The sequence below is a fragment of the Thalassovita mangrovi genome, from assembly GCF_009857745.1.
Lineage (GTDB): Bacteria > Pseudomonadota > Alphaproteobacteria > Rhodobacterales > Rhodobacteraceae > Thalassobius > Thalassobius mangrovi.
In genome coordinates this window covers 1-22,188 of record NZ_WWEN01000003.1, presented here as the reverse complement: position 1 = coordinate 22,188, position 22,188 = coordinate 1, and the positions used below count along the sequence as shown (strand labels likewise).

At 61.5% G+C, this 22,188-nt stretch carries 27 protein-coding genes; 18 read left to right on the top strand and 9 right to left on the bottom strand.

The window, feature by feature from the left end; all coding sequences use genetic code 11:
* The first annotated feature begins 258 nt into the window (after positions 1 to 258).
* The 7 genes from GR167_RS06690 (at position 259) to GR167_RS06660 (ending at position 6,299) form a co-directional block, all read left to right on the top strand.
* Positions 259 to 819, top strand: coding sequence for a F0F1 ATP synthase subunit delta (locus GR167_RS06690; protein WP_160973370.1), 561 nt, complete (start codon positions 259 to 261; stop codon positions 817 to 819).
* Positions 820 to 2,358 carry a F0F1 ATP synthase subunit alpha gene (gene atpA / locus GR167_RS06685; protein ID WP_160972699.1) on the top strand — a complete coding sequence of 513 codons (1,539 nt, stop codon included), beginning with the start codon at positions 820 to 822 and terminating at the stop codon, positions 2,356 to 2,358.
* Between the two features lie 13 nt (positions 2,359 to 2,371).
* Positions 2,372 to 3,247: a F0F1 ATP synthase subunit gamma gene (locus tag GR167_RS06680; protein ID WP_160972698.1), complete on the top strand. Its 876-nt coding sequence runs from the start codon at positions 2,372 to 2,374 to the stop codon at positions 3,245 to 3,247.
* 18 nt (positions 3,248 to 3,265) lie between these two features.
* The gene (atpD, locus tag GR167_RS06675) at positions 3,266 to 4,690 is read left to right on the top strand and encodes a F0F1 ATP synthase subunit beta (RefSeq protein WP_160972697.1); all 1,425 of its coding nucleotides are present in this window, start codon (positions 3,266 to 3,268) and stop codon (positions 4,688 to 4,690) included.
* 11 nt (positions 4,691 to 4,701) lie between these two features.
* The gene (locus GR167_RS06670) at positions 4,702 to 5,139 is read left to right on the top strand and encodes a F0F1 ATP synthase subunit epsilon (RefSeq protein WP_160972696.1); all 438 of its coding nucleotides are present in this window, start codon (positions 4,702 to 4,704) and stop codon (positions 5,137 to 5,139) included.
* A 122-nt stretch (positions 5,140 to 5,261) separates the two neighbouring features.
* A complete protein-coding gene (locus GR167_RS06665) occupies positions 5,262 to 5,591 on the top strand; it encodes an H-type lectin domain-containing protein (protein ID WP_306419558.1) in 330 nt (109 codons plus the stop codon).
* Between the two features lie 84 nt (positions 5,592 to 5,675).
* Positions 5,676 to 6,299, top strand: a complete 624-nt coding sequence (locus GR167_RS06660) for an RNA ligase family protein (RefSeq protein ID WP_160972694.1) — start codon at positions 5,676 to 5,678, stop codon at positions 6,297 to 6,299.
* A 95-nt stretch (positions 6,300 to 6,394) separates the two neighbouring features.
* Here GR167_RS06660 and GR167_RS06655 read toward each other — a convergent pair whose 3' ends face one another.
* Positions 6,395 to 7,411, bottom strand: coding sequence for a ribose-phosphate pyrophosphokinase (locus tag GR167_RS06655; RefSeq protein WP_160972693.1), 1,017 nt, complete (start codon positions 7,409 to 7,411; stop codon positions 6,395 to 6,397).
* A 106-nt stretch (positions 7,412 to 7,517) separates the two neighbouring features.
* Between GR167_RS06655 and GR167_RS06650 the strand changes: the two genes are divergently transcribed.
* A complete protein-coding gene (locus GR167_RS06650; protein ID WP_160972692.1) occupies positions 7,518 to 8,117 on the top strand; it encodes a 2-hydroxychromene-2-carboxylate isomerase in 600 nt (199 codons plus the stop codon).
* 3 nt (positions 8,118 to 8,120) lie between these two features.
* Positions 8,121 to 8,963, top strand: coding sequence for an alpha/beta fold hydrolase (locus GR167_RS06645; protein WP_160972691.1), 843 nt, complete (start codon positions 8,121 to 8,123; stop codon positions 8,961 to 8,963).
* Here GR167_RS06645 and GR167_RS06640 read toward each other — a convergent pair.
* The 5 genes from GR167_RS06640 to GR167_RS06620 form a co-directional block, all read right to left on the bottom strand.
* Positions 8,936 to 9,979 (bottom strand): threonine aldolase family protein, encoded by a 1,044-nt coding sequence (locus GR167_RS06640; RefSeq protein WP_160972690.1) that lies wholly within the window; start codon positions 9,977 to 9,979, stop codon positions 8,936 to 8,938. The genes GR167_RS06645 and GR167_RS06640 overlap by 28 nt on opposite strands.
* Positions 9,979 to 10,437, bottom strand: a complete 459-nt coding sequence (locus GR167_RS06635; RefSeq protein ID WP_160972689.1) for a YcgN family cysteine cluster protein — start codon at positions 10,435 to 10,437, stop codon at positions 9,979 to 9,981. Before GR167_RS06635 ends, GR167_RS06640 begins: the two co-directional genes overlap by 1 nt.
* Positions 10,434 to 11,372 carry a bifunctional riboflavin kinase/FAD synthetase gene (locus tag GR167_RS06630; protein ID WP_160972688.1) on the bottom strand — a complete coding sequence of 313 codons (939 nt, stop codon included), beginning with the start codon at positions 11,370 to 11,372 and terminating at the stop codon, positions 10,434 to 10,436. Before GR167_RS06630 ends, GR167_RS06635 begins: the two co-directional genes overlap by 4 nt.
* Positions 11,373 to 11,442: 70 nt before the next feature.
* On the bottom strand, positions 11,443 to 11,886 hold the full coding sequence (locus GR167_RS06625) for a MaoC family dehydratase (RefSeq protein ID WP_160972687.1): 444 nt from the start codon (positions 11,884 to 11,886) through the stop codon (positions 11,443 to 11,445).
* 102 nt (positions 11,887 to 11,988) lie between these two features.
* A complete protein-coding gene (locus tag GR167_RS06620; protein ID WP_160972686.1) occupies positions 11,989 to 12,864 on the bottom strand; it encodes a TIGR01459 family HAD-type hydrolase in 876 nt (291 codons plus the stop codon).
* A gap of 97 nt (positions 12,865 to 12,961) precedes the next feature.
* Here GR167_RS06620 and GR167_RS06615 point away from each other — a divergent pair, with 97 nt between their 5' ends.
* On the top strand, positions 12,962 to 13,159 hold the full coding sequence (locus tag GR167_RS06615) for a hypothetical protein (protein WP_160972685.1): 198 nt from the start codon (positions 12,962 to 12,964) through the stop codon (positions 13,157 to 13,159).
* A gap of 250 nt (positions 13,160 to 13,409) precedes the next feature.
* Entirely contained in the window at positions 13,410 to 13,733 is a 324-nt protein-coding gene (locus GR167_RS06610) for a hypothetical protein (protein WP_160972684.1), read from the top strand.
* Between the two features lie 85 nt (positions 13,734 to 13,818).
* Here GR167_RS06610 and GR167_RS06605 read toward each other — a convergent pair whose 3' ends face one another.
* Positions 13,819 to 14,739 carry a manganese-dependent inorganic pyrophosphatase gene (locus GR167_RS06605; RefSeq protein ID WP_160972683.1) on the bottom strand — a complete coding sequence of 307 codons (921 nt, stop codon included), beginning with the start codon at positions 14,737 to 14,739 and terminating at the stop codon, positions 13,819 to 13,821.
* Positions 14,740 to 14,864: 125 nt separating this feature from the next.
* The gene (locus GR167_RS06600; RefSeq protein WP_160972682.1) at positions 14,865 to 15,875 is read right to left on the bottom strand and encodes a TraB/GumN family protein; all 1,011 of its coding nucleotides are present in this window, start codon (positions 15,873 to 15,875) and stop codon (positions 14,865 to 14,867) included.
* A 119-nt stretch (positions 15,876 to 15,994) separates the two neighbouring features.
* Between GR167_RS06600 and GR167_RS06595 the strand changes: the two genes are divergently transcribed.
* The 7 genes from GR167_RS06595 (at position 15,995) to GR167_RS06565 (ending at position 21,682) form a co-directional block, all read left to right on the top strand.
* Positions 15,995 to 16,666, top strand: coding sequence for a DUF2161 domain-containing phosphodiesterase (locus tag GR167_RS06595; protein WP_160972681.1), 672 nt, complete (start codon positions 15,995 to 15,997; stop codon positions 16,664 to 16,666).
* A gap of 186 nt (positions 16,667 to 16,852) precedes the next feature.
* Positions 16,853 to 17,140, top strand: a complete 288-nt coding sequence (locus tag GR167_RS06590; RefSeq protein WP_160972680.1) for a co-chaperone GroES — start codon at positions 16,853 to 16,855, stop codon at positions 17,138 to 17,140.
* A gap of 38 nt (positions 17,141 to 17,178) precedes the next feature.
* Complete coding sequence (groL, locus tag GR167_RS06585; protein WP_160972679.1) at positions 17,179 to 18,816, top strand: chaperonin GroEL; 1,638 nt, start codon at positions 17,179 to 17,181, stop codon at positions 18,814 to 18,816.
* Positions 18,817 to 18,887: 71 nt separating this feature from the next.
* Positions 18,888 to 19,376, top strand: a complete 489-nt coding sequence (locus tag GR167_RS06580) for a GNAT family N-acetyltransferase (protein ID WP_160972678.1) — start codon at positions 18,888 to 18,890, stop codon at positions 19,374 to 19,376.
* Between the two features lie 62 nt (positions 19,377 to 19,438).
* Positions 19,439 to 20,047 (top strand): DNA-3-methyladenine glycosylase I, encoded by a 609-nt coding sequence (locus GR167_RS06575; protein WP_160972677.1) that lies wholly within the window; start codon positions 19,439 to 19,441, stop codon positions 20,045 to 20,047.
* Complete coding sequence (locus tag GR167_RS06570; protein ID WP_160972676.1) at positions 20,047 to 20,877, top strand: DMT family transporter; 831 nt, start codon at positions 20,047 to 20,049, stop codon at positions 20,875 to 20,877. The genes GR167_RS06575 and GR167_RS06570 overlap by 1 nt, the downstream gene beginning before the upstream one ends.
* Positions 20,878 to 21,043: 166 nt before the next feature.
* Positions 21,044 to 21,682, top strand: coding sequence for a phage tail protein (locus GR167_RS06565; RefSeq protein WP_160972675.1), 639 nt, complete (start codon positions 21,044 to 21,046; stop codon positions 21,680 to 21,682).
* 92 nt (positions 21,683 to 21,774) lie between these two features.
* On the opposite strand, the gene GR167_RS06560 is transcribed toward GR167_RS06565, so the two are convergent.
* Positions 21,775 to 22,188: electron transfer flavoprotein subunit alpha/FixB family protein (locus GR167_RS06560; protein WP_212769873.1), on the bottom strand; the 414-nt coding region annotated here is incomplete at its 5' end.

Genomic DNA, 22,188 nt, shown 5'->3' with positions numbered 1-22,188 from the left:
CAGGGAATCGAAAAAGCTGTGGAAAAGCGCTGTTTTTTTTGCCCTCTAAAAGGCGTCCAAACAGTCGCACCTTGCTTAAGTGCATGAAAAGGTGCGGTATTCTTTCGCATACAAAGATTTCATAGTATGTTGCTAGGTGAGGAATGCTCTGCTACACCCACGCCGATTTCGATACTTTGACGAAGGTCAATGATCCAAACGCCCCCGGGGCGGGTCCGAGCGGCCCGAGACGGGGCCATAAAAGTCGGAAGGGTGGACGTGTCCGAACCAGCTTCGATCTCCTCAGGCATTGCCGCGCGCTATGCCACCGCCATCTTCGAGCTCGCGAAAGAGGCCAAGTCTCTCGCGAAGATCGAACCCAATGTCACCGATCTTGCCGCCGCGCTGGCTGAAAGCGACGATCTGCGCGCCGTGATCAGCTCGCCGCTGCTGTCGCGCGACGACCAGGAAAACGCCATCGCCGCGCTGGCCGCGAAGATGGGCCTGGAACCGGTCCTGCGGGACGGCCTGGCGCTGATGGCGCAGAAACGCCGCCTGTTCGTTCTGCCGCAGCTGCTGGATCAGCTGGCCGCGCTGATCGCCGAAGACAAGGGCGAAGTGACCGCCGAGGTCACCAGCGCCAAGGCGCTGACCAAGACCCAGGCGGACAAACTGGCGAAAACCCTGGCCGCGCGGGTCGGGAAAGATGTTAAAATCAATGCGACCGTTGATGAAGATCTCATCGGCGGTCTTGTCGTTAAAGTGGGCTCGAAGATGATCGATACCTCGATCCGCTCCAAGCTCAACTCCCTCCAGAATGCAATGAAAGAGGTCGGATAAATGGGTATCCAAGCAGCAGAGATTTCTGCGATCCTGAAGGACCAGATCAAGAACTTCGGTCAGGAAGCCGAAGTTGCCGAGGTTGGTCGCGTGCTCTCCGTCGGTGACGGTATTGCCCGCGTCTATGGCCTCGACAACATCCAGGCTGGTGAAATGGTCGAATTCCCCGGTGGTATCCGCGGGATGGCTCTGAACCTGGAAAACGATAACGTCGGTGTCGTGATCTTCGGTTCCGACCGTGACATTAAAGAAGGCGACACCGTCAAGCGGACCAAGGCCATCGTGGACGTTCCCGCCGGTGAAGCCCTGCTGGGCCGCGTCGTTGACGGTCTGGGCAACCCGCTGGACGGCAAGGGCCCGATCGCCGCTTCCGAGCGTCGCATCGCCGACGTGAAAGCCCCCGGCATCATCCCGCGTAAATCGGTTCACGAACCGATGGCAACCGGCCTGAAATCGGTCGACGCGATGATCCCGATCGGCCGTGGCCAGCGTGAGCTGATCATTGGTGACCGTCAGACCGGTAAGACCGCCGTTGCTCTGGACGCGATCCTGAACCAGAAATCCTACAACGACGCCGCCGGCGACGACGACAGCAAGAAACTGTATTGCGTTTACGTCGCAATCGGTCAGAAGCGCTCGACCGTTGCCCAGCTGGTGAAGAAGCTGGAAGAAACCGGCGCGATCGAATACTCGATCGTCGTTGCCGCGACCGCTTCGGACCCTGCGCCGATGCAGTTCCTGGCCCCCTACGCCGCAACCGCGATGGCGGAATACTTCCGCGACAACGGTAAGCACGCGCTGATCATCTATGATGACCTGTCCAAGCAGGCCGTGTCCTATCGCCAGATGTCGCTGCTGCTGCGCCGTCCGCCGGGGCGTGAAGCATATCCGGGCGACGTTTTCTACCTGCACTCCCGCCTGCTGGAACGTTCGGCGAAGCTGAACGAAGATCACGGCGCAGGGTCGCTGACCGCGCTGCCGATCATCGAAACCCAGGGCGGCGACGTGTCGGCGTTTATTCCGACCAACGTGATCTCGATCACCGACGGCCAGATCTTCCTGGAAACCGAACTGTTCTACCAGGGTATCCGTCCTGCTGTGAACACCGGTCTGTCGGTGTCGCGCGTGGGTTCGTCGGCCCAGACCAAGGCGATGTCCTCGGTTGCCGGTCCGGTGAAACTGTCGCTGGCTCAGTATCGCGAAATGGCGGCCTTCGCCCAGTTCGGTTCCGACCTCGACGCTTCGACCCAGCAGCTGCTGGCCCGTGGCGCCCGTCTGACCGAGCTGATGAAGCAGCCGCAGTATTCGCCGCTGACCAACGCCGAAATCGTCTGCATGATCTTCGCGGGGACCAATGGTTACCTCGACAAGGTCGCAGTGAGCGACGTTGCGCGCTTCGAAGCGGGCCTGCTGGCGCACCTGCGCGGCAAGAACGCCGATCTGCTGGAAGACATCACCAACAACGACCGTAAGGTCAAAGGTGAGCTGGCCGACAAAGTCAAAGCCGCGCTGGACGATTTCGCAGCTGACTTCGCATAAGGGAGATTAGGCAATGCCGAGTCTCAAGGACCTAAAAAACAGGATCGAGAGTGTGAAGAACACTCGGAAGATCACCAAGGCCATGCAGATGGTTGCCGCGGCGAAACTTCGCCGCGCGCAGGATGCTGCAGAAGCCTCGCGCCCGTACACGGAACGGTTCAACGCCGTTCTGGCCGGGCTGGCGGCCTCGGTCGGTTCCTCTGACAGCGCGCCCAAGCTGCTGTCGGGTACCGGTTCCGACCAGGTGCAGCTTCTGGTGGTCATGACCGCAGAGCGTGGCCTCTGCGGCGGCTTCAACAGCTCGATCGCAAAACTGGCACGCGCCAAAGCCGAACAGCTGATCGCTCAAGGCAAGACGGTCAAGATCCTGACCGTCGGCAAAAAAGGCCGTGAACAACTGAAACGTGACCTGGGCGACCTTTCTATCGGCCATGTCGATCTGTCCGAGGTGAAAAACGTCGGCTACGTCAACGCGCAGGACATCGCGCGCGATCTTCTGAATCGCTTCGATGCCGGTGAATTCGACGTGGCAACGATCTTCTACAACCGCTTCCAGTCGGTGATCTCCCAGATCCCGACCGCTCAGCAAATCATTCCGGCTTCTTTCGAAGCGCAGGAAGATGCAGGGGACGCCACCCTGTACGATTATGAGCCCGACGAAGAGGCCATCCTGGCCGACCTGCTGCCGCGTGGCGTGGCAACGCAGATCTTCTCGGCACTGCTGGAAAACGGTGCGTCCGAACAAGGGGCGCGGATGTCCGCAATGGACAACGCGACCCGGAACGCGGGCGAGATGATCGACAAACTGACGATCGAGTACAACCGCTCGCGTCAGGCCGTGATCACCAGCGAACTTATCGAAATCATCTCGGGCGCTGAAGCGCTCTAAGAGAACGGAGACGAAACAATGGCTAACGCAAAAGGCAAAATCACCCAGGTGATCGGCGCCGTTGTGGACGTGCAGTTCGAAAACGAACTGCCGGCAATTCTCAACGCACTGACCACCGAAAACAACGGCAAGTCCCTGATCCTGGAAGTTGCTCAGCACCTCGGCGAAAACACCGTCCGTACCATCGCTATGGACGCGACCGAAGGTCTGGTCCGCGGTCAGGAAGTGGTCGACACCGGCGCACCGATCTCGGTGCCGGTCGGCAACGCGACCCTGGGCCGCATCCTGAACGTCGTCGGCGAACCGGTTGACGAAAAAGGCCCGGTGAACGCGGAAGAATACCGCGCCATCCACCAGCCCGCCCCGGAATTCGACGAACAGTCGACCGAGTCGGAAATCCTGGTGACCGGCATCAAGGTGATCGACCTGCTGGCCCCCTATTCCAAGGGCGGTAAAATCGGCCTGTTCGGCGGCGCCGGCGTGGGCAAGACCGTTCTGATCATGGAACTGATCAACAACATCGCAAAAGTGCACTCGGGTTTCTCGGTGTTCGCGGGTGTTGGTGAACGGACCCGTGAAGGGAACGACCTGTACCACGAAATGATCGAATCCAACGTGATCAAGCCCGACAACCTGGAAGAATCGCAGGTTGCCCTGGTTTACGGTCAGATGAACGAACCTCCGGGGGCACGTGCGCGTGTTGCTCTGACCGGCCTGACGCTGGCAGAACAGTTCCGCGACCAGTCCGGTACCGACGTTCTGTTCTTCGTCGACAACATCTTCCGCTTCACCCAGGCGGGTTCCGAGGTGTCGGCGCTTCTGGGCCGTATTCCTTCGGCCGTGGGTTACCAGCCGACTCTGGCAACCGACATGGGCGCGATGCAGGAACGCATCACCTCGACCAAGAACGGTTCGATCACCTCGATCCAGGCCGTGTACGTGCCTGCGGACGACCTTACCGACCCCGCACCGGCAACCACCTTTGCCCACTTGGACGCAACCACCGTTCTGAACCGTGCGATTTCGGAACTGGGTATCTACCCGGCCGTTGACCCGCTCGATAGCTCGTCGCGTCTGATGGATCCGGCGGTTGTGGGTGAAGAACACTACAACGTGGCCTTCCAGGTTCAGGGTATTCTTCAGCGCTACAAGTCGCTGCAGGACATCATCGCGATCCTCGGCATGGACGAACTGTCGGAAGAAGACAAACTGACCGTTGCCCGCGCCCGTAAGATCCAGCGTTTCCTGTCGCAGCCCTTCGACGTTGCGAAAGTGTTCACCGGTTCGGACGGTGTTCAGGTTCCGCTGGAAGACACCATCTCGTCGTTCAAGGCGGTTGTGGCCGGCGAATACGACCACCTGCCCGAAGCAGCCTTCTACATGGTTGGCGGCATCGACGAAGTGATCGCAAAAGCCGAGAAAATGGCTGCTGAAGCAGCCTAAGGAGGCCCTTAATGGCTGAGACAGTGCAATTCGATCTGGTCAGCCCCGAGCGGAGCCTTGCTTCGCTCGTGGTTGAGCAGGTTCAGATTCCGGGTGCGGATGGCGACATGACGGCGATGGCCGGCCATGCCCCGACCATCACCACCCTGCGCCCCGGCGTGCTGCATGTCAGCGGCCCGGAAGGCGAGATCGAATATGTCGTGACCGGCGGTTTCGCCGAAATCAGCGCCACCTCGATCTCGGTCCTGGCCGAGCGCGCGATCCCGCGTGCCGACGTGACGCAGGAAGACATCGACAGCATGGTCCAGGCCGCTGCCGATGCGCTGAACAAGGCGAAGGAATTCTTCCATAACGAACCCGGTCCGGTTGACGATGCCGCCAAATTGCTGGCGGACATGGTTGCCATGGGCACCCATATCGGGCTCGATCCGAACCAGCCCAATTTCTGATTGGAACGGTTCAGACCGGAATGCGAAAAGGCCCCTTTCGAGGGGCCTTTTTCACGACTAATGGTTGACCGCGCCGGATGTCGCGGGGCAACTTTCCGGCCATGAAGAAAATAAAATCGAATTTGATTGGTATCGATCAGGGCGACGTGGCCCTGTTTTCCGATTTCGAAGATGGCGGCGATATGTGGACCGGCGAAGGCAGCCGCGAACGCCGCGCCAAGGTTCATTTCAGCGAACCTTTCAAATCGGCCCCGTCGGTGACCTGTTCTGTGTCGCTGTGGGACGTGGACTATTCCACCAATATCCGCGCCGACCTGACCGCGCAGAACATCACGACAAGCGATTTCGAAATGGTCTTCAGCACCTGGGACAATACTAGGATCGCGCGTATCCGAGTGTCGTGGATGGCGATCGGTGAATTGCGCGACGACGACGAATGGGACATTCCCTGAGATAGGCCGAGGATTGGGCGGCTGCTTTTGTACCGGTGCGGCCTTGGTCGCCGGATTGCCGATATTGAATGTAATAGGTTCTCTATGAAAAAATATGGCCGCACATTCCACCTGCCGATTTCCCCCGGCGCGACAAGCGATGACAAGATCATGTCGTCACTTGAAGGGTTGAATGAATCCGATCTCGTGGTGACCGAAAAGATGGACGGTGAGAATACCACCATCCATTCCGGCGGTTCTCATGCCCGCAGCCCTGATAGCCGCTATCATCCGTCCCGAGACTGGCTTAAGGCCTTCGCGGCAGCGGTTTCACCGCAGCTTGCAGAGAATGAACGCATCGTGGGTGAAAACCTCTACGCGCGTCATTCCGTGGCCTATGATGCGCTGCCCTCATATTTTCTCGGCTTTGCATGGATCATAGGTGATGAAATCCAGCCGTGGGATTTGACGTTGCTGCGGTTTGAGGAATTGGGCATCACGCCCGTTCCGACGCTTTATCGCGGCGCTTATACGGCTGACCTAGTCGTCGAGCTTGCCGGCTCTTTGGACCTGACCAGTCAGGAGGGTTTCGTGGTGAGGATCGCCGGTGCCTTCCAAGAAGCCGACATGCCAACCCGTATGGGGAAGTATGTGAGGGAAGGGCACGTTCAGTCCGAAACGCACTTGATGAAAGCGGACCTGATCCCAAACCGTTTGGCGGATGTCTGACGTCCGGTTCGCCCGAGCAGGGGACTTTCTGAGATAGCAACCCGCCAAACAAAAAAGGCGCCCATAGGGCGCCCTTTTCAGACCTGTAATTCAGATCAGCTCTTGAACTGACCCTCGTAGATCGGGTCCAACGTTTCGGTTTCGAACAGCGACGACACGCTGGTGCCGTTCCAGATGTTCAGGATCGCCTGGGCGAACATCGGTGCGGTCGGCAGGATGCGGATATTCGGGGTCGCCAGAACCGCCTCGGTCGGCTGGATCGAATCGGTGATGACCAGCGATTTCATAACCGAATTGGTGATCCGTTCCACCGCCGGGCCCGACAGGACCCCGTGCGAGATATAGGCGTGTACTTCGCTGGCGCCGTGTTCCATCAGAATCTCGGCGCCTTTGCACAGCGTCCCGGCCGTGTCGCACATGTCATCGACGATGATGCACTTCTTGCCTTCGACATTGCCGATCACGGTCATTTCGGCGACTTCGCCGGGCTTTTCGCGGCGCTTGTCGACGATGGACAGCGGTGCGTTGATCCGTTTGGCCAGTTCGCGGGCGCGGGCCACGCCGCCGACGTCGGGCGACACCACCATCACGTCTTCCAGCGATCCGGCGAACTGATGCTTGATGTCCAGCGCGAAGATCGGGGAGGCATAGAGGTTGTCTACCGGGATATCGAAGAAGCCCTGGATCTGGGTCGCGTGCAGGTCCAGCGTCAGAACCCGTTCGATCCCCGCCTCGACCAGCATGTTGGCGACCAGCTTGGCGCTGATCGGGGTGCGGGCCTTGGTGCGGCGGTCCTGGCGGGCATAACCGAAATAGGGGATCACGGCGGTGATCCGCGACGCCGACGAACGGCGCAGCGCATCGGACATGATCAGCAGTTCCATCAGGTTGTCATTCGCCGGGTTCGAGGTCGGCTGGATGATGAACATGTCCTCGCCGCGGACGTTTTCATAGACCTCGACGAAGATTTCCTGATCGTTGAAACGTTCGACCCGGGCATCGACCAGGCCAATGGATTTGCCCCGATGCATCGACATCCGGCGCGCGATGTTCTGCGCCAGCGGCTTGTTTGCGTTGCCGGCGATGAGTTTAGGTTCTTTAAGGTTGGACATGTCGACGGTTCCCCAGGTTGGTCGAGATGACAGAATCGTGTCGTTGACACCGCTTACCATCTCACTACGGTCAGGCAAACCTATGCAGTGGGAGAGAAAGTCGCAGATGGCACATATTGATTACTATTTTTCGATGCTTTCGCCATATGCCTATCTCGTAGGTGATCGATTAGAGCAAAGCGCGAAACGCCACGGTGCCACCGTCACTTACAAACCCTTCGATATTGTCGCCGCTTTTCCGCGCACCGGCGGCGCCCCCTTGCCCGCCCGGCACCCGAGCCGGATCGCCTACCGGGCGCAGGAACTGCCGCGCCAGGCGCGCAAGCTGGGGATGGAGCTGAACATGACACCGGCCTTCTGGCCGACCAATGCCGCGCCGTCCTCCTACGCGATCATCGCTGCGCAGAAGGCGGGGGGCGGCGATCTTCCGGGGCTGGTGCATTGCCTGCTGAAAGCCTGCTGGGTCGAGGACAAGGACATTGCCGACGACGCGGTGATCAAGTCCTGCCTTGAAGGCGCGGGCTTCGATCCTTCGCTGGCCGATAGCGGATTGCTGAGCGGGGCGGAAACCTATGCTGCCAACCTGGAACAGGCGGTGTCCGAGGGCGTGTTCGGATCGCCTTTCTTCATCACCGACAGCGGCGAAAAGTTCTGGGGCCAGGACCGGTTGGACGACCTGGAGCTGTATCTCGCAGGTAAGATCTGAGCGATGCCCGAAGGATTGAAAGGCGGCTTCCCGACCTATTGGACCGATTTCGGCAACGGCCCGCGCGAGGCGCTGCTGATCCATTGCACCCTGGGCCATACCGGCGCGTGGAAGGGGATGGCGGCGGGATTAAGCGACCTGCTGCACATGACGGCCTTCGATCTGCCCGGTCACGGCAGAAGCGGCGATTGGGACGATCGCGGCCCGCTGCAGCGGATCACCACCGACATGGCGGCGGAATTCCTGAAATGGCCGATGGATGTGATCGGCCATTCCTTCGGCGCCACCGTGGCGCTGCGGTTGGCGACCGAACACCCCGATCTGGTGCGCTCGCTGGTGCTGATCGAACCGGTGTTCTTCGCCGTGGCCTATGCCGACGATCCGGCGGCGCGGGACCGTCACGACGCGGAACTGGCCGGTTATGCCGAGGCGCTGGAGGCGGGCGACCTGATGACGGCGGCGCGGGTGTTTTCCGATGTCTGGGGCGATGGCCGCGACTGGGACAGCCTGCCGGAAAACCTGCGCAAGAAGATGGCGCAGACCATCGGAATGATCGACGCCGCCGCCCCCGAAATCATCGAGGACGCGCCGGGACTGCTGCACAGCGGCGCGCTGGAAGACCTGGCGATGCCGGTGCTGGTGATCGAGGGCGAAAAGACGCCCGAAGTGGCCCGTCTGGTGGCCGCCGGCCTGAACCGGCGGATCGGCAATTGCCGGGTGGAAACGGTCGCGGGGGCGGGGCACATGGCCCCGATCACCCATCCCGATGTGGTGGCGGCGATGATCCGCGACTTCCTGGAAAACGAAGCGGTGGGGGATCAGCCCTTCGCGGCGGAAAGGAACTGATCCACGCCCTCGGCGCCGATCGACCAGTCGCAGACGAACCGGCCCAGAAGCAATTCGTCGGGGTCGTCGCCTTCCAGCTCGCCCTCGATGAGATAGTAATAGGCTCCGGCGTCATACAGGCGCTTGTGCAGCGCGCGCGGCATCTTGGCGAAGATGATGTTGGCCTGCGGTTCGGCGATGAATTCCACCCCCGGCAGTTCCCGCATCCCGGCCGCCAGACGGTCGCAATTTGCATTGGCCTGCTGCGCGGTTTGCAGCCACAGGTCACCGGTCAGGTATCCCAGCATCTGCGCCGACAGGTAGCGGTGCTTGGAAAACAGGTGCCCGGCCCGCTTGCGGCGCAGCTCGAATTCCCAGGCGTGTTTCGGATCGAAAAAGATCACCGCCTCGACCCCCATGCAGCCGTTCTTGGTGCCGCCGAAGCTGACCGCGTCGACACCGGCCTTCCAGGTCATTTCGGCGGGGGTGCAGCCAAGCGCGACCAGCGCATTGGCAAAGCGCGCCCCGTCCAGATGCACCGGCAGGTCGAATTCCTTGGCCACGCCGCACAGCGCCTCGATCTCGGTCAGGCTATAGACCCGGCCCCGTTCGGTCACCTGGGTGATCGACACCGGCCCGCGCTGCGGGTTGTGGACGCTGCCGCCCTTGGCCGCGATCGCGGCGCGCAGCTGCTCGGGCGTCATCTTGTCGCCTTCGCCCACCAGCGTCAGCTTGGCGCCGCCGGTGTAGAATTCGGGCGCGTTGCCTTCGTCTTCCTCGATATGGGCGAGCGGCGTGCAGAAGATCGCGTCCCAGGGCTGGCACAGGGTGGCCAGCGCCAGCGAATTGGCCACCGTGCCGGTCGCCACCAGGTAAACCGCCGCCTCGGGCGCCTCGAACAACTCGCGGATCATCGCGCGCACGCGGTCCATTTCGGCATCGGCGCCATAGCCGCTGCGGTAACCTTCGTTGGCCTTGGTGACCGCTTCAAGGATCTGCGGATGGGTCGGCCCACCATTGTCAGAGGCAAAGAACATCAGGTCGGCTCCTCGATAATATATTCTTCCCAGTCTTCTTCGGGCACTTCGAATTCGGGCACCGTGCGGCCGCGCATCGATACGCCCGCCAGGTGCACGCTTTCCGGATCGCCGCTGATCAGCGGGTGCCAATCCTTCAGCTTCTGCCCGTTCCACAGCAATTTATAGGCACAGGTCTGCGGCATCCAATAGAGGTTTTCCTCGATATTCTGCGGCTTCAGAACGATGCATTCGGGCACGAATTGGTGGCGGATCGGGTATTGCGAACAGCGGCAGGTTTCGTCGTCCAGCAACCGGCAGGCGATATTGGTCAGCGCCACTTCGCCGGTTTCCTCGTCTTCCAGCTTGTTCATGCAGCATTTGCCGCAGCCGTCGCACAGCGCTTCCCATTCGTCATGGGTCATCTTTTCCAGCGGGACGGTTTCCCAGAACCGGCATCGAAGCTTGGGGCTGTTCATAGCGCTTCCAGGATGTCGCGCGCCTTGGCGCAGTCGGCGTTCATCTGATCGATCAATGCGTCCAGGCTGTCGAACTTCGCCTCGGGGCGCAGGTAATCGACCAACCCGATGGACAGGTTGGTGCCGTACAGGTCGCCCTTGAAATCGAACAGGTAGGTTTCCAGGTTGGGGCGGTTTTCCCCGAACATCGGCCGCACCCCCATCGAAGCGGCGCCGTGATAGCGGCCCTTGTGCGGCCCTTCCAGGATATCGACCAGCACCGCATAGACACCGAATTTCGGCGGGTGCAGCCCGTCGATCGACATGTTGGCGGTGGGGAAGCCCAGTTCGCGGCCGCGCTGATCGCCGCCGATCACCTCGCCCTCGATCCGGTGCCAGTGGCCCAGCATCTTGGCGGCGTCGCGCGGGCGGCCTTCGCTCAGCGCGTTGCGGATCGCGGTCGAGGACACTTCGATCCCGTCGCCCTTCAGCAGCTCCGCGACGGTGACGCCGAAATCCAGTTCCGCGCCGAAGCGTTTCAGGTCCTCGACATCGCCGGCCCGGCCCTTGCCGAAGCAGAAATCGGCACCCACCACCACGTGTTTCAGGCCCAGCCCTTCGTGGATCACCTTCGCCGCAAAATCTTCGGGCGTCAGCGACGACAGGGTGGCGTTGAAATTCAGCTCATAGAGCTTTTCGACGCCGAGCTTTTCCAGCCGGTGCGCGCGGGCTTCGCGGCTCATCAGGCGGAAGGCGGGGGCGTTGGGGGCGAAGAACTGGCGCGGGTGGGGTTCGAACGTCATCACGCCCAGCGGCGCGCCGATCTTTGCGCCCTCGCGCCGGGCGATTTCGATCACCGACTGGTGGCCCAGATGGACCCCGTCGAAATTGCCGATCGCGGCCGAGGCGCCGCGATCTTCATCGGTGACAAAGCTGTAATCCCGGATGATACGCATGGCGCAGGGTTAGCCCCGCGCGCAGGCAGGCGCAAGCCTTGTTGCGGTCAGGGCTGCCATGCGGGACGGATCAGTCGAATTTACGCGACGGCGCCAGCACGGTGGCTTCGCCCGCCAGCACCTTCTTGCCATCGACCATGCAGCGGCAATCCAGCTTCACCCGGCGCTTGGTGAAATCGATGTCGATCACCTCGACCTCGGCGGTTACCATGTCGCCGGGGCGCACCGGGGCGAGGAATTTCAGCGTCTGGCCCATGTAGATGGTGCCGTGACCGGGCAGCTGTTCACCGATCACCGCCGAGATCAGACCGGCGGTCAGCATCCCGTGGGCGATGCGGCCGCTGAAGATCGTGTCGCGGGCGTAATCGTCGTCCAGGTGCACCGGGTTGTGGTCGGTCGATACCTTGGCGAACATCTCGATATCTTCATCGGTGACGACTTTGCGCAGATGGCGCGTCATCCCCATTTCGATATCTTCGATGCAGATCGTTCCGCGCGGCAGGTTGTCCAACATCCGACCCTCCGATTTTTCTGGGCGAGTAATAAATCACCGCCCCGAAGGGCGTTTCGGCAACTTTATTACTTTGCAGACGCAGAAAATCAAGCCCTTTTTCGCTTAGCGCAGCTGCCCGATCGTAAATGTCGGGGCCGATTTTTCCCTTTTCAGGTAGGCTTCTAGCGCCTCCGGGTCGGGTTGCTGCGACGTTTTGGTATCCTCGCGCGCCAGCCCGCCGGAAATGAACAGGGAATCGATGTCTTCGCCCATCGCGCCCTGGATATCGGTATGCACCCCATCGCCGATGGCCAGGATCGCGCTGTCGGCAATGTCGGGGTTGATCGCGGCCAGGCGCATCCGCGCCAGGTCATAGATCGGCGGGTGCGGCTTGCCGAAATACAGGCTCTCGCCGCCCATCTCGGTATAAAGCCTTGCCAGGGCACCGGCGCACCATTCGCGCACCTCGCCACGGTCGACCACGATATCGGGATTTGCGCAAAGCAGCTTCAGCCCCTTGGCCTTGGCATAAAGGAAATCGGCCCGGTTCACCTCCGGGTCGGCCATCGGATCGTTCGGGCCGCAGCAGACGATGCCTTCGGCCTCGTCCAGCGGCACGCGGGTGATGTCGATCGGGTGTTCCAGGATATGCAGCGGCTCGAAGAATTCCGCGTCGCGATCCCATTCGCCCATGAAGTAAACCTTCTGCCCGACATAGCCCTCGAACATCGCGGCGCGGGCGCTGTCGCCGCTGGTGGCGATGGTGTCATAGGCGTCTTCCGGCACGCCGAAGATTTTCAGCTGCTCGACCACGCCCAGCCGGGGTTTCGGCGAATTGGTCACCAGCACCACGATGCCGCCCTTCTGGCGATAGGCCTGCAGCGCCGCGACCGCTTCGGGATAGGCGGTGACGCCGTTATGGACGCAGCCCCACAGATCGACGAACAGCGCGTCGTAGCGGTCGGAAACTTCGGAAAGGGCGGAAATGATCTGTGTCATGCAAACGTGCCTGTTCTGGGGTCACCATACGGGGCGAAGATATGACAGGGGTGCCGGACCGGCGCCACCCGTAAACTAGGATTTTTGCGAGGGTCGGATGGAGATATTCGAGATTTCCTCGGTCAAGCTGGCCGAGCTGTACAAGGACCTGCATTGCGATGGCTGCGGCAAGGCGCTGACGGCGGAACCCGAAGAGGTCTGGGCCAAGGCCGGCTGCGGCTATTTCTGCGCCGATTGCCTGGCCAACGGCGTGCATCTGACCCATCCGGCCTGCGATATTTCCCGGCGCGGCTGAGGGCCGGGCGGTCAGGGGTGGCGAAGCGGTATCCCGCGCCGTGCGGTGCCGTGTGAAACTGTCTTGGCGCGACACTCTGCCGCCTGCCCGTGGCGGTAACCCGCCCAGGCTGAAGGCCGAAAGCCGCCGTTTTTCGCCTACGGGCGGCATCTTTCTGAAATATATGATCAAAATAAAAGTTAAATCTTATATATGCCTTTCCAGCGTGAAGACGCAGCAGACAACGAATGTATGTGAAAGGTAAGTCGATATGAAAAAGACGACTCTGGCTATCGTGATCGCATTGGGTACGGCGGCGCCGGTGATGGCTTCGCACGCGAACCCCTGGGCCGACGAGGATGATGTCGTGAATGCGCAATATCATGATGTGAATCAGGAACAGAGCATCGACACCCCCGGCGAGGACGAACAGCTGGGCAACATGGTGCAGGACGTGAGCAGCCAAGCCGGTGGCGGCCTGGGCGGGGACGCACCGGAGGATGGCAGCGGCTACAAGGGCGGTGAGGAAACGGCTTCCGCTGGTGGTGCGGGTGATGGTGCGGGCAGCGGCAACGGGAATGGCGGTCGCGACTAATCCCCCCTGCCTGCCAAAGAAAAACACCCGCGGAGATGTCCGCGGGTGTTGTCGTTTGAAGCTCGGGGCCGTGACCAGACGGTGATCAGACCTTGAGGTTCGGAATGATCTGCTTCTTGCGGCTCATGATGCCGGGCAGGACGACGGTGTCGCCGTCAACGGTGGCGCCGAAGCTTTTCTCGGCCACGGTTTTCACCAGGTCGTTCGGCACCAGCAGGGTGGCTTCTTCATTCAGGATGTCGATGACGAACAGCAGCACCTGATCGGCGCCATCTTCCTTGGCGACGTCCACCATCGAAGCCATCAGGCTGTCCTTGCGGTCGAGGATCATCTTCGGCGCGGTGGTTTCCAGAACCGAAACGCGGAATTCGGTGCCGTCGATGGTGTATTCCTTCGAATCCATCCGCAGCAGTTCGGCATCGGCAAACGCCGACACGTCCGATTTGGCTTCGAACATCTCGGCGGCATAGGCTTTGATGTCGATGCCCAGGTCGGCGGCCAGCTTTTCGACCACTTCACGGTCGTGATCGGTGGTGGTGGGCGACCGGAATTCCAGCGTGTCGGACAGGATGCAGCTCAGCGCCGCGCCCTTGATCGCGTCGGGCATCTTGGCGGCGTCGTCGCCCATCAGGTCGACCATGATGGTCGCGGTGCAGGCCAGCGGGCGGATGGTGATGTCGATCGGGCCCTTGGTTTCCAGCCCGCCGACCAGCTTGTGGTGGTCGATGATCGCCTGAATGTCGGCGTCGTTGATCGACGCCGGCAGTTCGGCGGGGTTGTTGGTATCGACGATGACGACCGGCGCGCCGGCTTCGACGTCGGAAATGATTTCCGGCTTGTCCAGGTTCCAGCGCTTCAGCACGAAGGCGGCTTCGGTGTTGGGTTCGCCCAGCAGTTTCGGGGCGGCGGCAACGCCTTTGACTTCGTTCAGGTACCAGGCCCAGACGATGGGCGACCCGGTGGAATCGGTATCGGGGGATTTGTGGCCGAAAACCTGGATGGTCATGTCAGAGAATCCTTCATATGCGCGGAAAGTCGATTTTGCGCGCCTTATAGAAGGGCCGGGGCGGATTGTCACCTATCTGCGCTGCGGTGTGACCTTGATGCCGCAGTGCGGCACCGGGATCGGTTTTAGCCCTCGGTCAGCGGCAGCCGGGTGATGGTGAACCCCTGCCGTTCCAGCAGTGCCAGCACGCCGTTTTCCCCCGGCAGGTGCAGCGCGCCCACGGCGACGAAGGACGGCGTGCGGGCCAGTTCCTGTGCCAGGGTTTCGACCCAGGACGCGTTGCGCTTGTCGACCAGAGTGACCAGGAATTCGTCAAGAAGCGACAGAATCCTGTCCCGGTCCTCGGGTTTTTCGCCGTAGTGGCTGACGGCCCTGTAGGTCAGGTAGTCCCAGCCGAGCTGGGTTTGTTCGCGAAAATAGTGATCCGCGAGGTCGCTGCCACCCGACATCACATCCGACAGCTCGAATTGCAGGCTCCATTTCATCTCTTCCACCTGCTTTTCCAGCGGATCCTGAGTAAGGAGCGCAATCATGCCCTGCACGTCATCAAGCGAACGGATGATGAGATCCCGTTGCTCTGATGCCGTTTCTACCATGCGGTCCAGTCCCTTTTTCTTTTGGCTCAGATCGCGGGTCGCGCAGGTCGGGATTGCCAGGGTTATGCCGAGGAACCATGGTTGAAATTTGGCCGCCATGAAGCCCGGGATGCCGTGTGACTTGAGCTGCGGAAGCAGCCGGTTCCAGCTGTCTTCGCCCAACAGATCGATAAGGCTGGGGCCTTCGTTTAGGAGAAAAAGATCGGGATTGCTGGTCAGGTCTTCTTGGAAGACTGCTTCCTTATCGCTGCTCATCTCCAAGAAGACCTGTTCGGCCTGGTCCAGGAGCGGGTTCACGCGGGCAATCGTATCGTCGTGACGCGGATCGTAAAGATGCATCGTGCCAACGATGTGAGACGTCACGCCATTCTTTTCGATCTGCCAGAGAATGCCTTCGGGGAAGGGCTTCTGATTGGCCCGGTCCCGCAATTGCTGCTGTTTTGGTTCGGGCAAGGACCAGAAACCGGATTCGCCGTCGCAAACGGCGAAAGCCGGATGGGCAAACAGGACAAAAGAAAGAATAAGCCAAAGGCGCAGCACTTGAATTCTCCTCTAATTTCGCGGGAGGTTAGCAGAAAGCGCAATCTCGGCAAGAGTGTCTGGCGGAAAGAATTCGCCATCTGGTTGCTTTGCGTGTCGTGATCCGTTGGAGCCTGTCGTTGAGCGAGAAAACAAAACCCGTCGAAACCGATCTCTACGGCCCGGTGAAGGCGTTCTTCGAGACCCTCGGCTTCGAGGTGAAGGCGGAAATCGGCGCGGCCGACGTGATGGCGGTGCGGGACGGCGAAGCGCCCGTGGTGATCGAACTGAAAACCGGGTTTTCGCTGACCCTGCTGCAGCAGGCGGTGGAGCGGCAGAAGATCACCGATCAGGTCTATGTCGCGGTACCGCGCTGGAAGGGGCGGGCCGGGTGGCGGGCGTTCAAGGGCAATCTGGGACTGTGCAAGCGGCTGGGGCTGGGGGTGATCTCGGTCCACCTGGAGGCGGGCGAGGTGCAGGTGCATCACGACCCCGCGCCGTTCCAGCCGCGCAAGGTGAAGAAGCGGCAGGCGTCGCTGATGAATGAATTCGAACGCCGCGAAGGCGATCCCAACAAGGGCGGTGCGGTGCGCAGCGGGCTGGTGACGTCTTATCGGCAGGAGGCGCTGCGCTGCGCCGCCTTCCTGGCCGAAAACGGTGCGTCGAAGGGCTCCGTGGTGGCGCGGGAAACCGGGGTGAAGCGGGCGACAAGGGTGATGGCGGACAATCACTACGGCTGGTTCGAACGGGTGGAAACGGGCATCTACGCGCTGTCCGGTGCGGGCCGGGCGGCGCTGTCCCCGGCGGGGTAACACCGGCGTTCCACCCCTGTTCCCACTGGCGTTTGAGCTTCGTCCAATTTTCACATCGCGGCTGTTGACTCACCCCCGCCATCTTCCTAACTATGCGCCGTTAGCACTCGACAAGGGTGAGTGCTAACGGCTCTGCTTCATGACGAAGGGAGCCCGGGAGAAACACTGAGCCAAGGAGACTCAGAGATGGCATTTACTCCGCTTCATGACCGCGTGCTGGTTCGCCGCGTTGAAGGCGACGAGAAAACCGCAGGTGGGCTGATCATCCCCGACAGCGCCAAGGAAAAGCCGGCGGAAGGCCTGGTTGTCGCAGTCGGCGCAGGCGCCAAGGACGACGACGGCGATCGCATCGCAATGGACGTCAAGGAAGGCGACAAGATCCTGTTCGGCAAATGGTCCGGCACCGAGATCACCATCGACGGTGAAGAGCTGCTGATCATGAAAGAATCCGACATCATGGGCATCCTGTCCTGATCGTCGCGCAACAGATTTAAGAAACAGGAGCAAAGAACATGGCTGCTAAGGACGTCAAATTTAACACCGATGCCCGCAACCGCATGCTGGCTGGCGTGAACATCCTGGCCGATGCCGTCAAGGTGACCCTGGGCCCGAAAGGCCGCAACGTGGTCCTCGACAAGAGCTTCGGCGCCCCCCGCATCACCAAGGACGGTGTATCTGTCGCCAAGGAAATCGAACTGGAAGACAAGTTCGAAAACATGGGCGCGCAGATGGTGAAAGAAGTCGCTTCGCGCACCAATGACGAAGCCGGCGACGGCACCACCACCGCGACGGTTCTGGCCCAGGCCATCGTCAAGGAAGGCATGAAATCGGTTGCCGCCGGCATGAACCCGATGGACCTGAAGCGCGGTATCGACCTGGCCACCGACAAAGTCGTGCAGGCGATCAAGGACATGGCCCGCGAAGTGACCGACTCGGCTGAAGTTGCCCAGGTCGGCACCATCTCGGCCAACGGCGAAGCCGAAATCGGTCAGCAGATCGCGGACGCGATGCAGAAGGTCGGCAACGAAGGTGTCATCACCGTCGAGGAAAACAAGGGTCTGGAAACCGAGACCGTTGTCGTCGAAGGGATGCAGTTCGACCGCGGCTACCTGTCGCCCTATTTCGTCACCAACCCCGACAAGATGATCGCGGATCTGGAAGACTGCATGATCCTGCTGCACGAGAAGAAACTCTCGTCGCTGCAGCCGATGGTTCCGCTGCTGGAATCGGTGATCCAGTCGCAGAAGCCGCTGCTGATCATCGCGGAAGACGTTGAAGGCGAAGCGCTGGCGACCCTGGTGGTCAACAAGCTGCGCGGCGGTCTGAAGATCGCAGCCGTCAAGGCACCGGGCTTCGGCGATCGCCGCAAGGCCATGCTGCAGGACATCGCAATCCTGACCGGCGGTCAGGTGATCAGCGAAGACCTGGGCATGAAGCTGGAAAACGTCACCATGGACATGCTGGGCACCGCCAAGAAGGTCCAGATCACCAAGGACGAAACCACCGTTGTCGACGGTGCCGGCGAAAAGGCCGAGATCGAAGCGCGCGTCGCTCAGATCCGCACCCAGATCGAAGAAACCTCTTCGGACTACGACCGCGAGAAACTGCAGGAACGTGTGGCCAAGCTGGCCGGCGGTGTTGCCGTGATCAAGGTCGGCGGCATGACCGAGGTTGAAGTGAAAGAGCGCAAGGACCGTGTGGACGACGCTCTGAACGCAACCCGCGCAGCCGTGCAGGAAGGCGTGATCGTGGGCGGCGGTGTTGCCCTGGTTCAGGCCGGCAAGTCGCTGGACGGTCTGGAAGGCGCCAACGCTGACCAGAACGCAGGTATCGCCATCGTGCGCCGCGCGCTGGAAGCGCCGCTGCGTCAGATCGCCGAAAACGCAGGCGTCGACGGTGCCGTCGTGGCCGGCAAGGTCCGCGAATCGACCGACTCTTCGTTCGGCTTCAACGCTCAGACCGAAGAATATGGCGACATGTTCTCCTTCGGCGTGATCGATCCGGCGAAAGTGACCCGGACCGCTCTGGAAGACGCGGCCTCGGTTGCTGGCCTGCTGATCACCACCGAAGCGATGGTTGCAGACAAGCCTTCCAAGGATGGCGGCGCACCGGCAATGCCCGACATGGGCGGCATGGGCGGCATGATGTAAGATCTGCCTTCCATATCGGAAGACATTGGGGCAGCCTTCGGGCTGCCCCTTTTCGTTTCAGGAGGACAGGGATGCCGATACAGGGCGATTTTCAGCGCGAGCTGCGCAAGGGCGAAGAGGCCAAGGTCGACCGGTTGCTGCAGCGCGCCTTCGGCGGGCAGGACGAGGTCAGGCTGGTGCGCAAGCTGCGCAAATCCAAGGCGATGGCGGGCGAAACCGTGGTGCCCGCCGGCGATGACCTCATCGGCTATTACGCGCTGTCCTGGATGCGGTCGCCGAAGAACTGGCTTTGCCTGGCGCCGGTCGCCGTCGATCCCGATTGGCAGGGGCAAGGACAGGGTAAGCGGATGATGGGGCTGCTGAGCGAATGGGCGCGGCTGAGCGGCACCTATGTCGTGGTGCTGGGCGAGGTGGGGTTTTACGAAAAGGCCGGGTTCAGCCAGGCCCGCGCCGCCAATCTGCAAAGCCCCTATCCGGTCGAACACACGCTGATCGCGGGCCCCGGCACCGACGCCCCGGCGCTTGAACTGGTCTATCCGGCGGCCTTCGACGGTTTGTAAGTTGAGCGGGGCCCGGACGCCCGGTAGGGTCGGTCCTACAGGGGTGCAGGGGAGGGCACGTCATGGACAATCTGATCACCGGCCCGGATGGCAAGCCACGCTGCAAATGGTGCGGCGACGTGGCGGAATTCCTGCCCTATCACGACAACGAATGGGGCTATCCGGTGGGCGACGACATCCGCCTGTTCGAAAAGCTGTGCCTGGAAAGTTTCCAGTCGGGGCTGAGCTGGCGCACCATTCTGGCCAAGCGGGAAAACTTCCGCCGCGCCTTCGACGGGTTCGATTTCGACAAGGTGGCCGCCTATGACGAAACCGACGTGGACCGCCTGCTCCAGGACGCGGGTATCGTGCGCCACCGCGGCAAGATCGAGGCGGTGATCAACAACGCCCGCCGCGCGCAGGACCTGGTCGCCGAGGCCGGGTCGATCGCCGCGTTCGTCTGGGGCTATGAACCAGATCCGGCGGGTTTAGGCGAACCGCAGACGCAATCGACCTCGCCCGCCTCCGTCGCGCTGTCGAAAGCGCTGAAGAAACGCGGCTGGAAATTCGTCGGCCCGACCACGGTCTATGCCTTCATGCAGGCGATGGGGCTGATCAACGATCACGCTGAGGGTTGCGCGATGCGGGCCAAGGCCGCCGCCGCCCGCGCCGCCTTCGACAAGCCGGTCTGATGCGGCTGTTCGGCCTCACCGTGCTGACCATGATCGCCTTTGCGGCGAATTCGGTGCTGAACCGGATGGGGCTGGCGCAGGCGGGGCTGGACCCGGTGCTGTTCGGTACCGTCCGCCTGATGGCCGGAGCGGCGATGCTGGCGCTGCTGTCCTTCATCCTACGCGGCGGTGTGCCGCTTGGCGGTCGCGGGCGGCTAATCGGGGTGCTGTCGCTGAGCCTTTATGTCTTCGGCTTCTCCATGGCTTATACCGCGCTGGATGCCGGGATCGGCGCGCTGGTCCTGTTCGGCATGGTGCAGGTCACGATGTTCGCGGGCGCGCTGTGGCTGGGCGAGAGAGTGCCAGCGATACGCTGGGCCGGGGCATTGGTGGCCTTTGCCGGGCTCGTCTGGCTGCTGTGGCCGGGTGGCGGTGTCACCCTGCCGTTCATCCAGGCGGGGATGATGGTGTTGGCTGGGATCGGCTGGGGAATCTATTCGCTGAACGGTCGCGGGGCCGGGGACGCGTTGCAGGCGACAGCGGCGAATTTCGTGCTGGCGGTGCCGATTGCTTTGATCCTGCTGCTTGCGAAGGGGATGGGCGGGGCCAATATGGCGGGCCTGCTTTTGGCGGTCCTGTCCGGGGCGGTGACCTCGGGGCTGGGCTATGCGCTGTGGTATGCGATCCTGCCGATGCTGGGGGCGACGCGGGCGGCGGTCGCGCAGCTGACGGTTCCGGTGATCGCGATCGCGGGCGGGGTGTTGTTCCTGGGCGAGGTACCGTCCTTGGCGTTCCTGATGGCAACGACGGTTGTGCTGGCCGGAGTGGCCCTGTCCAGCCTGGCCCGGTGACAGACAAGGCAAGCGGCGCATCCGTCAGTTTTAGAAGCCGCGGTGTCGAAAGGCCGCTTTTAACCGTCTTTTGGAATTTTCTTGGCCGGAAAGCTGGGTCGCCCTAGGGTTGATTTGTTTGCAGTATGGTCTGCGTTAAAATTGATTAACCTATAGGAGAGTTATTATGCGTTTTCCGTTACTTCCCTGTGTCTTGGCCTGTTTGTCCGGTTTGATTGCTGCCCCCGCACAGGCGGGGCCCGAACCTTATATCGGCGATATCGTCATGGTCGGGCAGAATTTCTGCCCGCGTGGCTGGAGGGAAGCCAATGGCGATCTGCTTCCGATTTCGGCGAACACGGCGCTGTTTTCGCTCCTTGGCACCATGTATGGCGGCGACGGGCGTACGACCTTCGCCCTGCCGGATCTGCGCGGTCGGGTGCCGGTCGGCATGGGACAAGGGCCTGGCCAGCCTGCGTTTGTTCAGGGCGAGAAGTTCGGGACCGGAACAACGATATTGACCCAAGCGCAACTGCCGATGCACAACCATGCCGCCACGAGCACGGCCGCGTCGGAAATGCATGCGACTTCGGCAACGGTGAATGCCGTCTCTCCGCAAGGCAACAAGTTCGGCGAATTCAGCGCCGGCGACATCTACAATTCCGGCGGTGCTTTGGATCAGACGATGGAAAACGGGGTGGTGACAACGCAGGTGACCACGATGATCGGTAATTCCGGTGGCAGTCAGCCGGTCGAGATTTACCAGCCGTCCCTGTCGATGAAGTTCTGCATTGCGACCGTGGGCGTCTTCCCTTCGCGGAATTGACGCTGAGGCGGAGGAGCCCCGGACAGCGGGGGATTGAAAGCAGAAAGGCCCGCCGATTGGCGGGCCTTTCGCATTTCGTGTCCGAACCGGGCTCAGCCCAGTTTTTCGGTCAGTTCCGGCACCGCTTCGAACAGGTCGGCGACCAGGCCGTAATCGGCGACCTGGAAGATCGGCGCCTCTTCGTCCTTGTTGATCGCGACGATGATCTTGGAATCCTTCATCCCCGCCAGGTGCTGGATCGCCCCCGAGATGCCGCAGGCGATGTAGAGTTCCGGCGCCACGACCTTGCCGGTCTGGCCCACCTGCCAGTCGTTCGGCGCAAAGCCCGAATCGACCGCGGCGCGGGAGGCACCGACGGCGGCGCCCAGCTTGTCGGCCAGCGCTTCGATGATCTTGAAGTCTTCTTCCGACCCGACGCCACGGCCGCCCGACACCACGATGCCCGCAGAGGTCAGTTCCGGACGGTCGCTGGCCGCGACCTTGTCCTCGACCCATTCCGACAGGCC

What these genes read in the sequence shown, in the direction of transcription:
- GR167_RS06635 (WP_160972689.1), bottom strand. Translation starts at nt 10,437, where the DNA reads ATGAACAGCCCCAAGCTTCGATGCCGGTTCTGGGAAACCGTCCCGCTG.
- atpD (WP_160972697.1), top strand. Translation starts at nt 3,266, where the DNA reads ATGGCTAACGCAAAAGGCAAAATCACCCAGGTGATCGGCGCCGTTGTG.
- GR167_RS06625 (WP_160972687.1), bottom strand. Translation starts at nt 11,886, where the DNA reads ATGTTGGACAACCTGCCGCGCGGAACGATCTGCATCGAAGATATCGAA.
- GR167_RS06620 (WP_160972686.1), bottom strand. Translation starts at nt 12,864, where the DNA reads ATGACACAGATCATTTCCGCCCTTTCCGAAGTTTCCGACCGCTACGAC.
- GR167_RS06605 (WP_160972683.1), bottom strand. Translation starts at nt 14,739, where the DNA reads ATGACCATCCAGGTTTTCGGCCACAAATCCCCCGATACCGATTCCACC.
- GR167_RS06670 (WP_160972696.1), top strand. Translation starts at nt 4,702, where the DNA reads ATGGCTGAGACAGTGCAATTCGATCTGGTCAGCCCCGAGCGGAGCCTT.
- GR167_RS06645 (WP_160972691.1), top strand. Translation starts at nt 8,121, where the DNA reads ATGCCCGAAGGATTGAAAGGCGGCTTCCCGACCTATTGGACCGATTTC.
- GR167_RS06680 (WP_160972698.1), top strand. Translation starts at nt 2,372, where the DNA reads ATGCCGAGTCTCAAGGACCTAAAAAACAGGATCGAGAGTGTGAAGAAC.
- GR167_RS06590 (WP_160972680.1), top strand. Translation starts at nt 16,853, where the DNA reads ATGGCATTTACTCCGCTTCATGACCGCGTGCTGGTTCGCCGCGTTGAA.
- GR167_RS06575 (WP_160972677.1), top strand. Translation starts at nt 19,439, where the DNA reads ATGGACAATCTGATCACCGGCCCGGATGGCAAGCCACGCTGCAAATGG.
- GR167_RS06650 (WP_160972692.1), top strand. Translation starts at nt 7,518, where the DNA reads ATGGCACATATTGATTACTATTTTTCGATGCTTTCGCCATATGCCTAT.
- GR167_RS06570 (WP_160972676.1), top strand. Translation starts at nt 20,047, where the DNA reads ATGCGGCTGTTCGGCCTCACCGTGCTGACCATGATCGCCTTTGCGGCG.
- groL (WP_160972679.1), top strand. Translation starts at nt 17,179, where the DNA reads ATGGCTGCTAAGGACGTCAAATTTAACACCGATGCCCGCAACCGCATG.
- GR167_RS06630 (WP_160972688.1), bottom strand. Translation starts at nt 11,372, where the DNA reads ATGCGTATCATCCGGGATTACAGCTTTGTCACCGATGAAGATCGCGGC.
- GR167_RS06660 (WP_160972694.1), top strand. Translation starts at nt 5,676, where the DNA reads ATGAAAAAATATGGCCGCACATTCCACCTGCCGATTTCCCCCGGCGCG.
- GR167_RS06565 (WP_160972675.1), top strand. Translation starts at nt 21,044, where the DNA reads ATGCGTTTTCCGTTACTTCCCTGTGTCTTGGCCTGTTTGTCCGGTTTG.
- GR167_RS06580 (WP_160972678.1), top strand. Translation starts at nt 18,888, where the DNA reads ATGCCGATACAGGGCGATTTTCAGCGCGAGCTGCGCAAGGGCGAAGAG.
- atpA (WP_160972699.1), top strand. Translation starts at nt 820, where the DNA reads ATGGGTATCCAAGCAGCAGAGATTTCTGCGATCCTGAAGGACCAGATC.
- GR167_RS06615 (WP_160972685.1), top strand. Translation starts at nt 12,962, where the DNA reads ATGGAGATATTCGAGATTTCCTCGGTCAAGCTGGCCGAGCTGTACAAG.
- GR167_RS06610 (WP_160972684.1), top strand. Translation starts at nt 13,410, where the DNA reads ATGAAAAAGACGACTCTGGCTATCGTGATCGCATTGGGTACGGCGGCG.
- GR167_RS06640 (WP_160972690.1), bottom strand. Translation starts at nt 9,979, where the DNA reads ATGTTCTTTGCCTCTGACAATGGTGGGCCGACCCATCCGCAGATCCTT.
- GR167_RS06655 (WP_160972693.1), bottom strand. Translation starts at nt 7,411, where the DNA reads ATGTCCAACCTTAAAGAACCTAAACTCATCGCCGGCAACGCAAACAAG.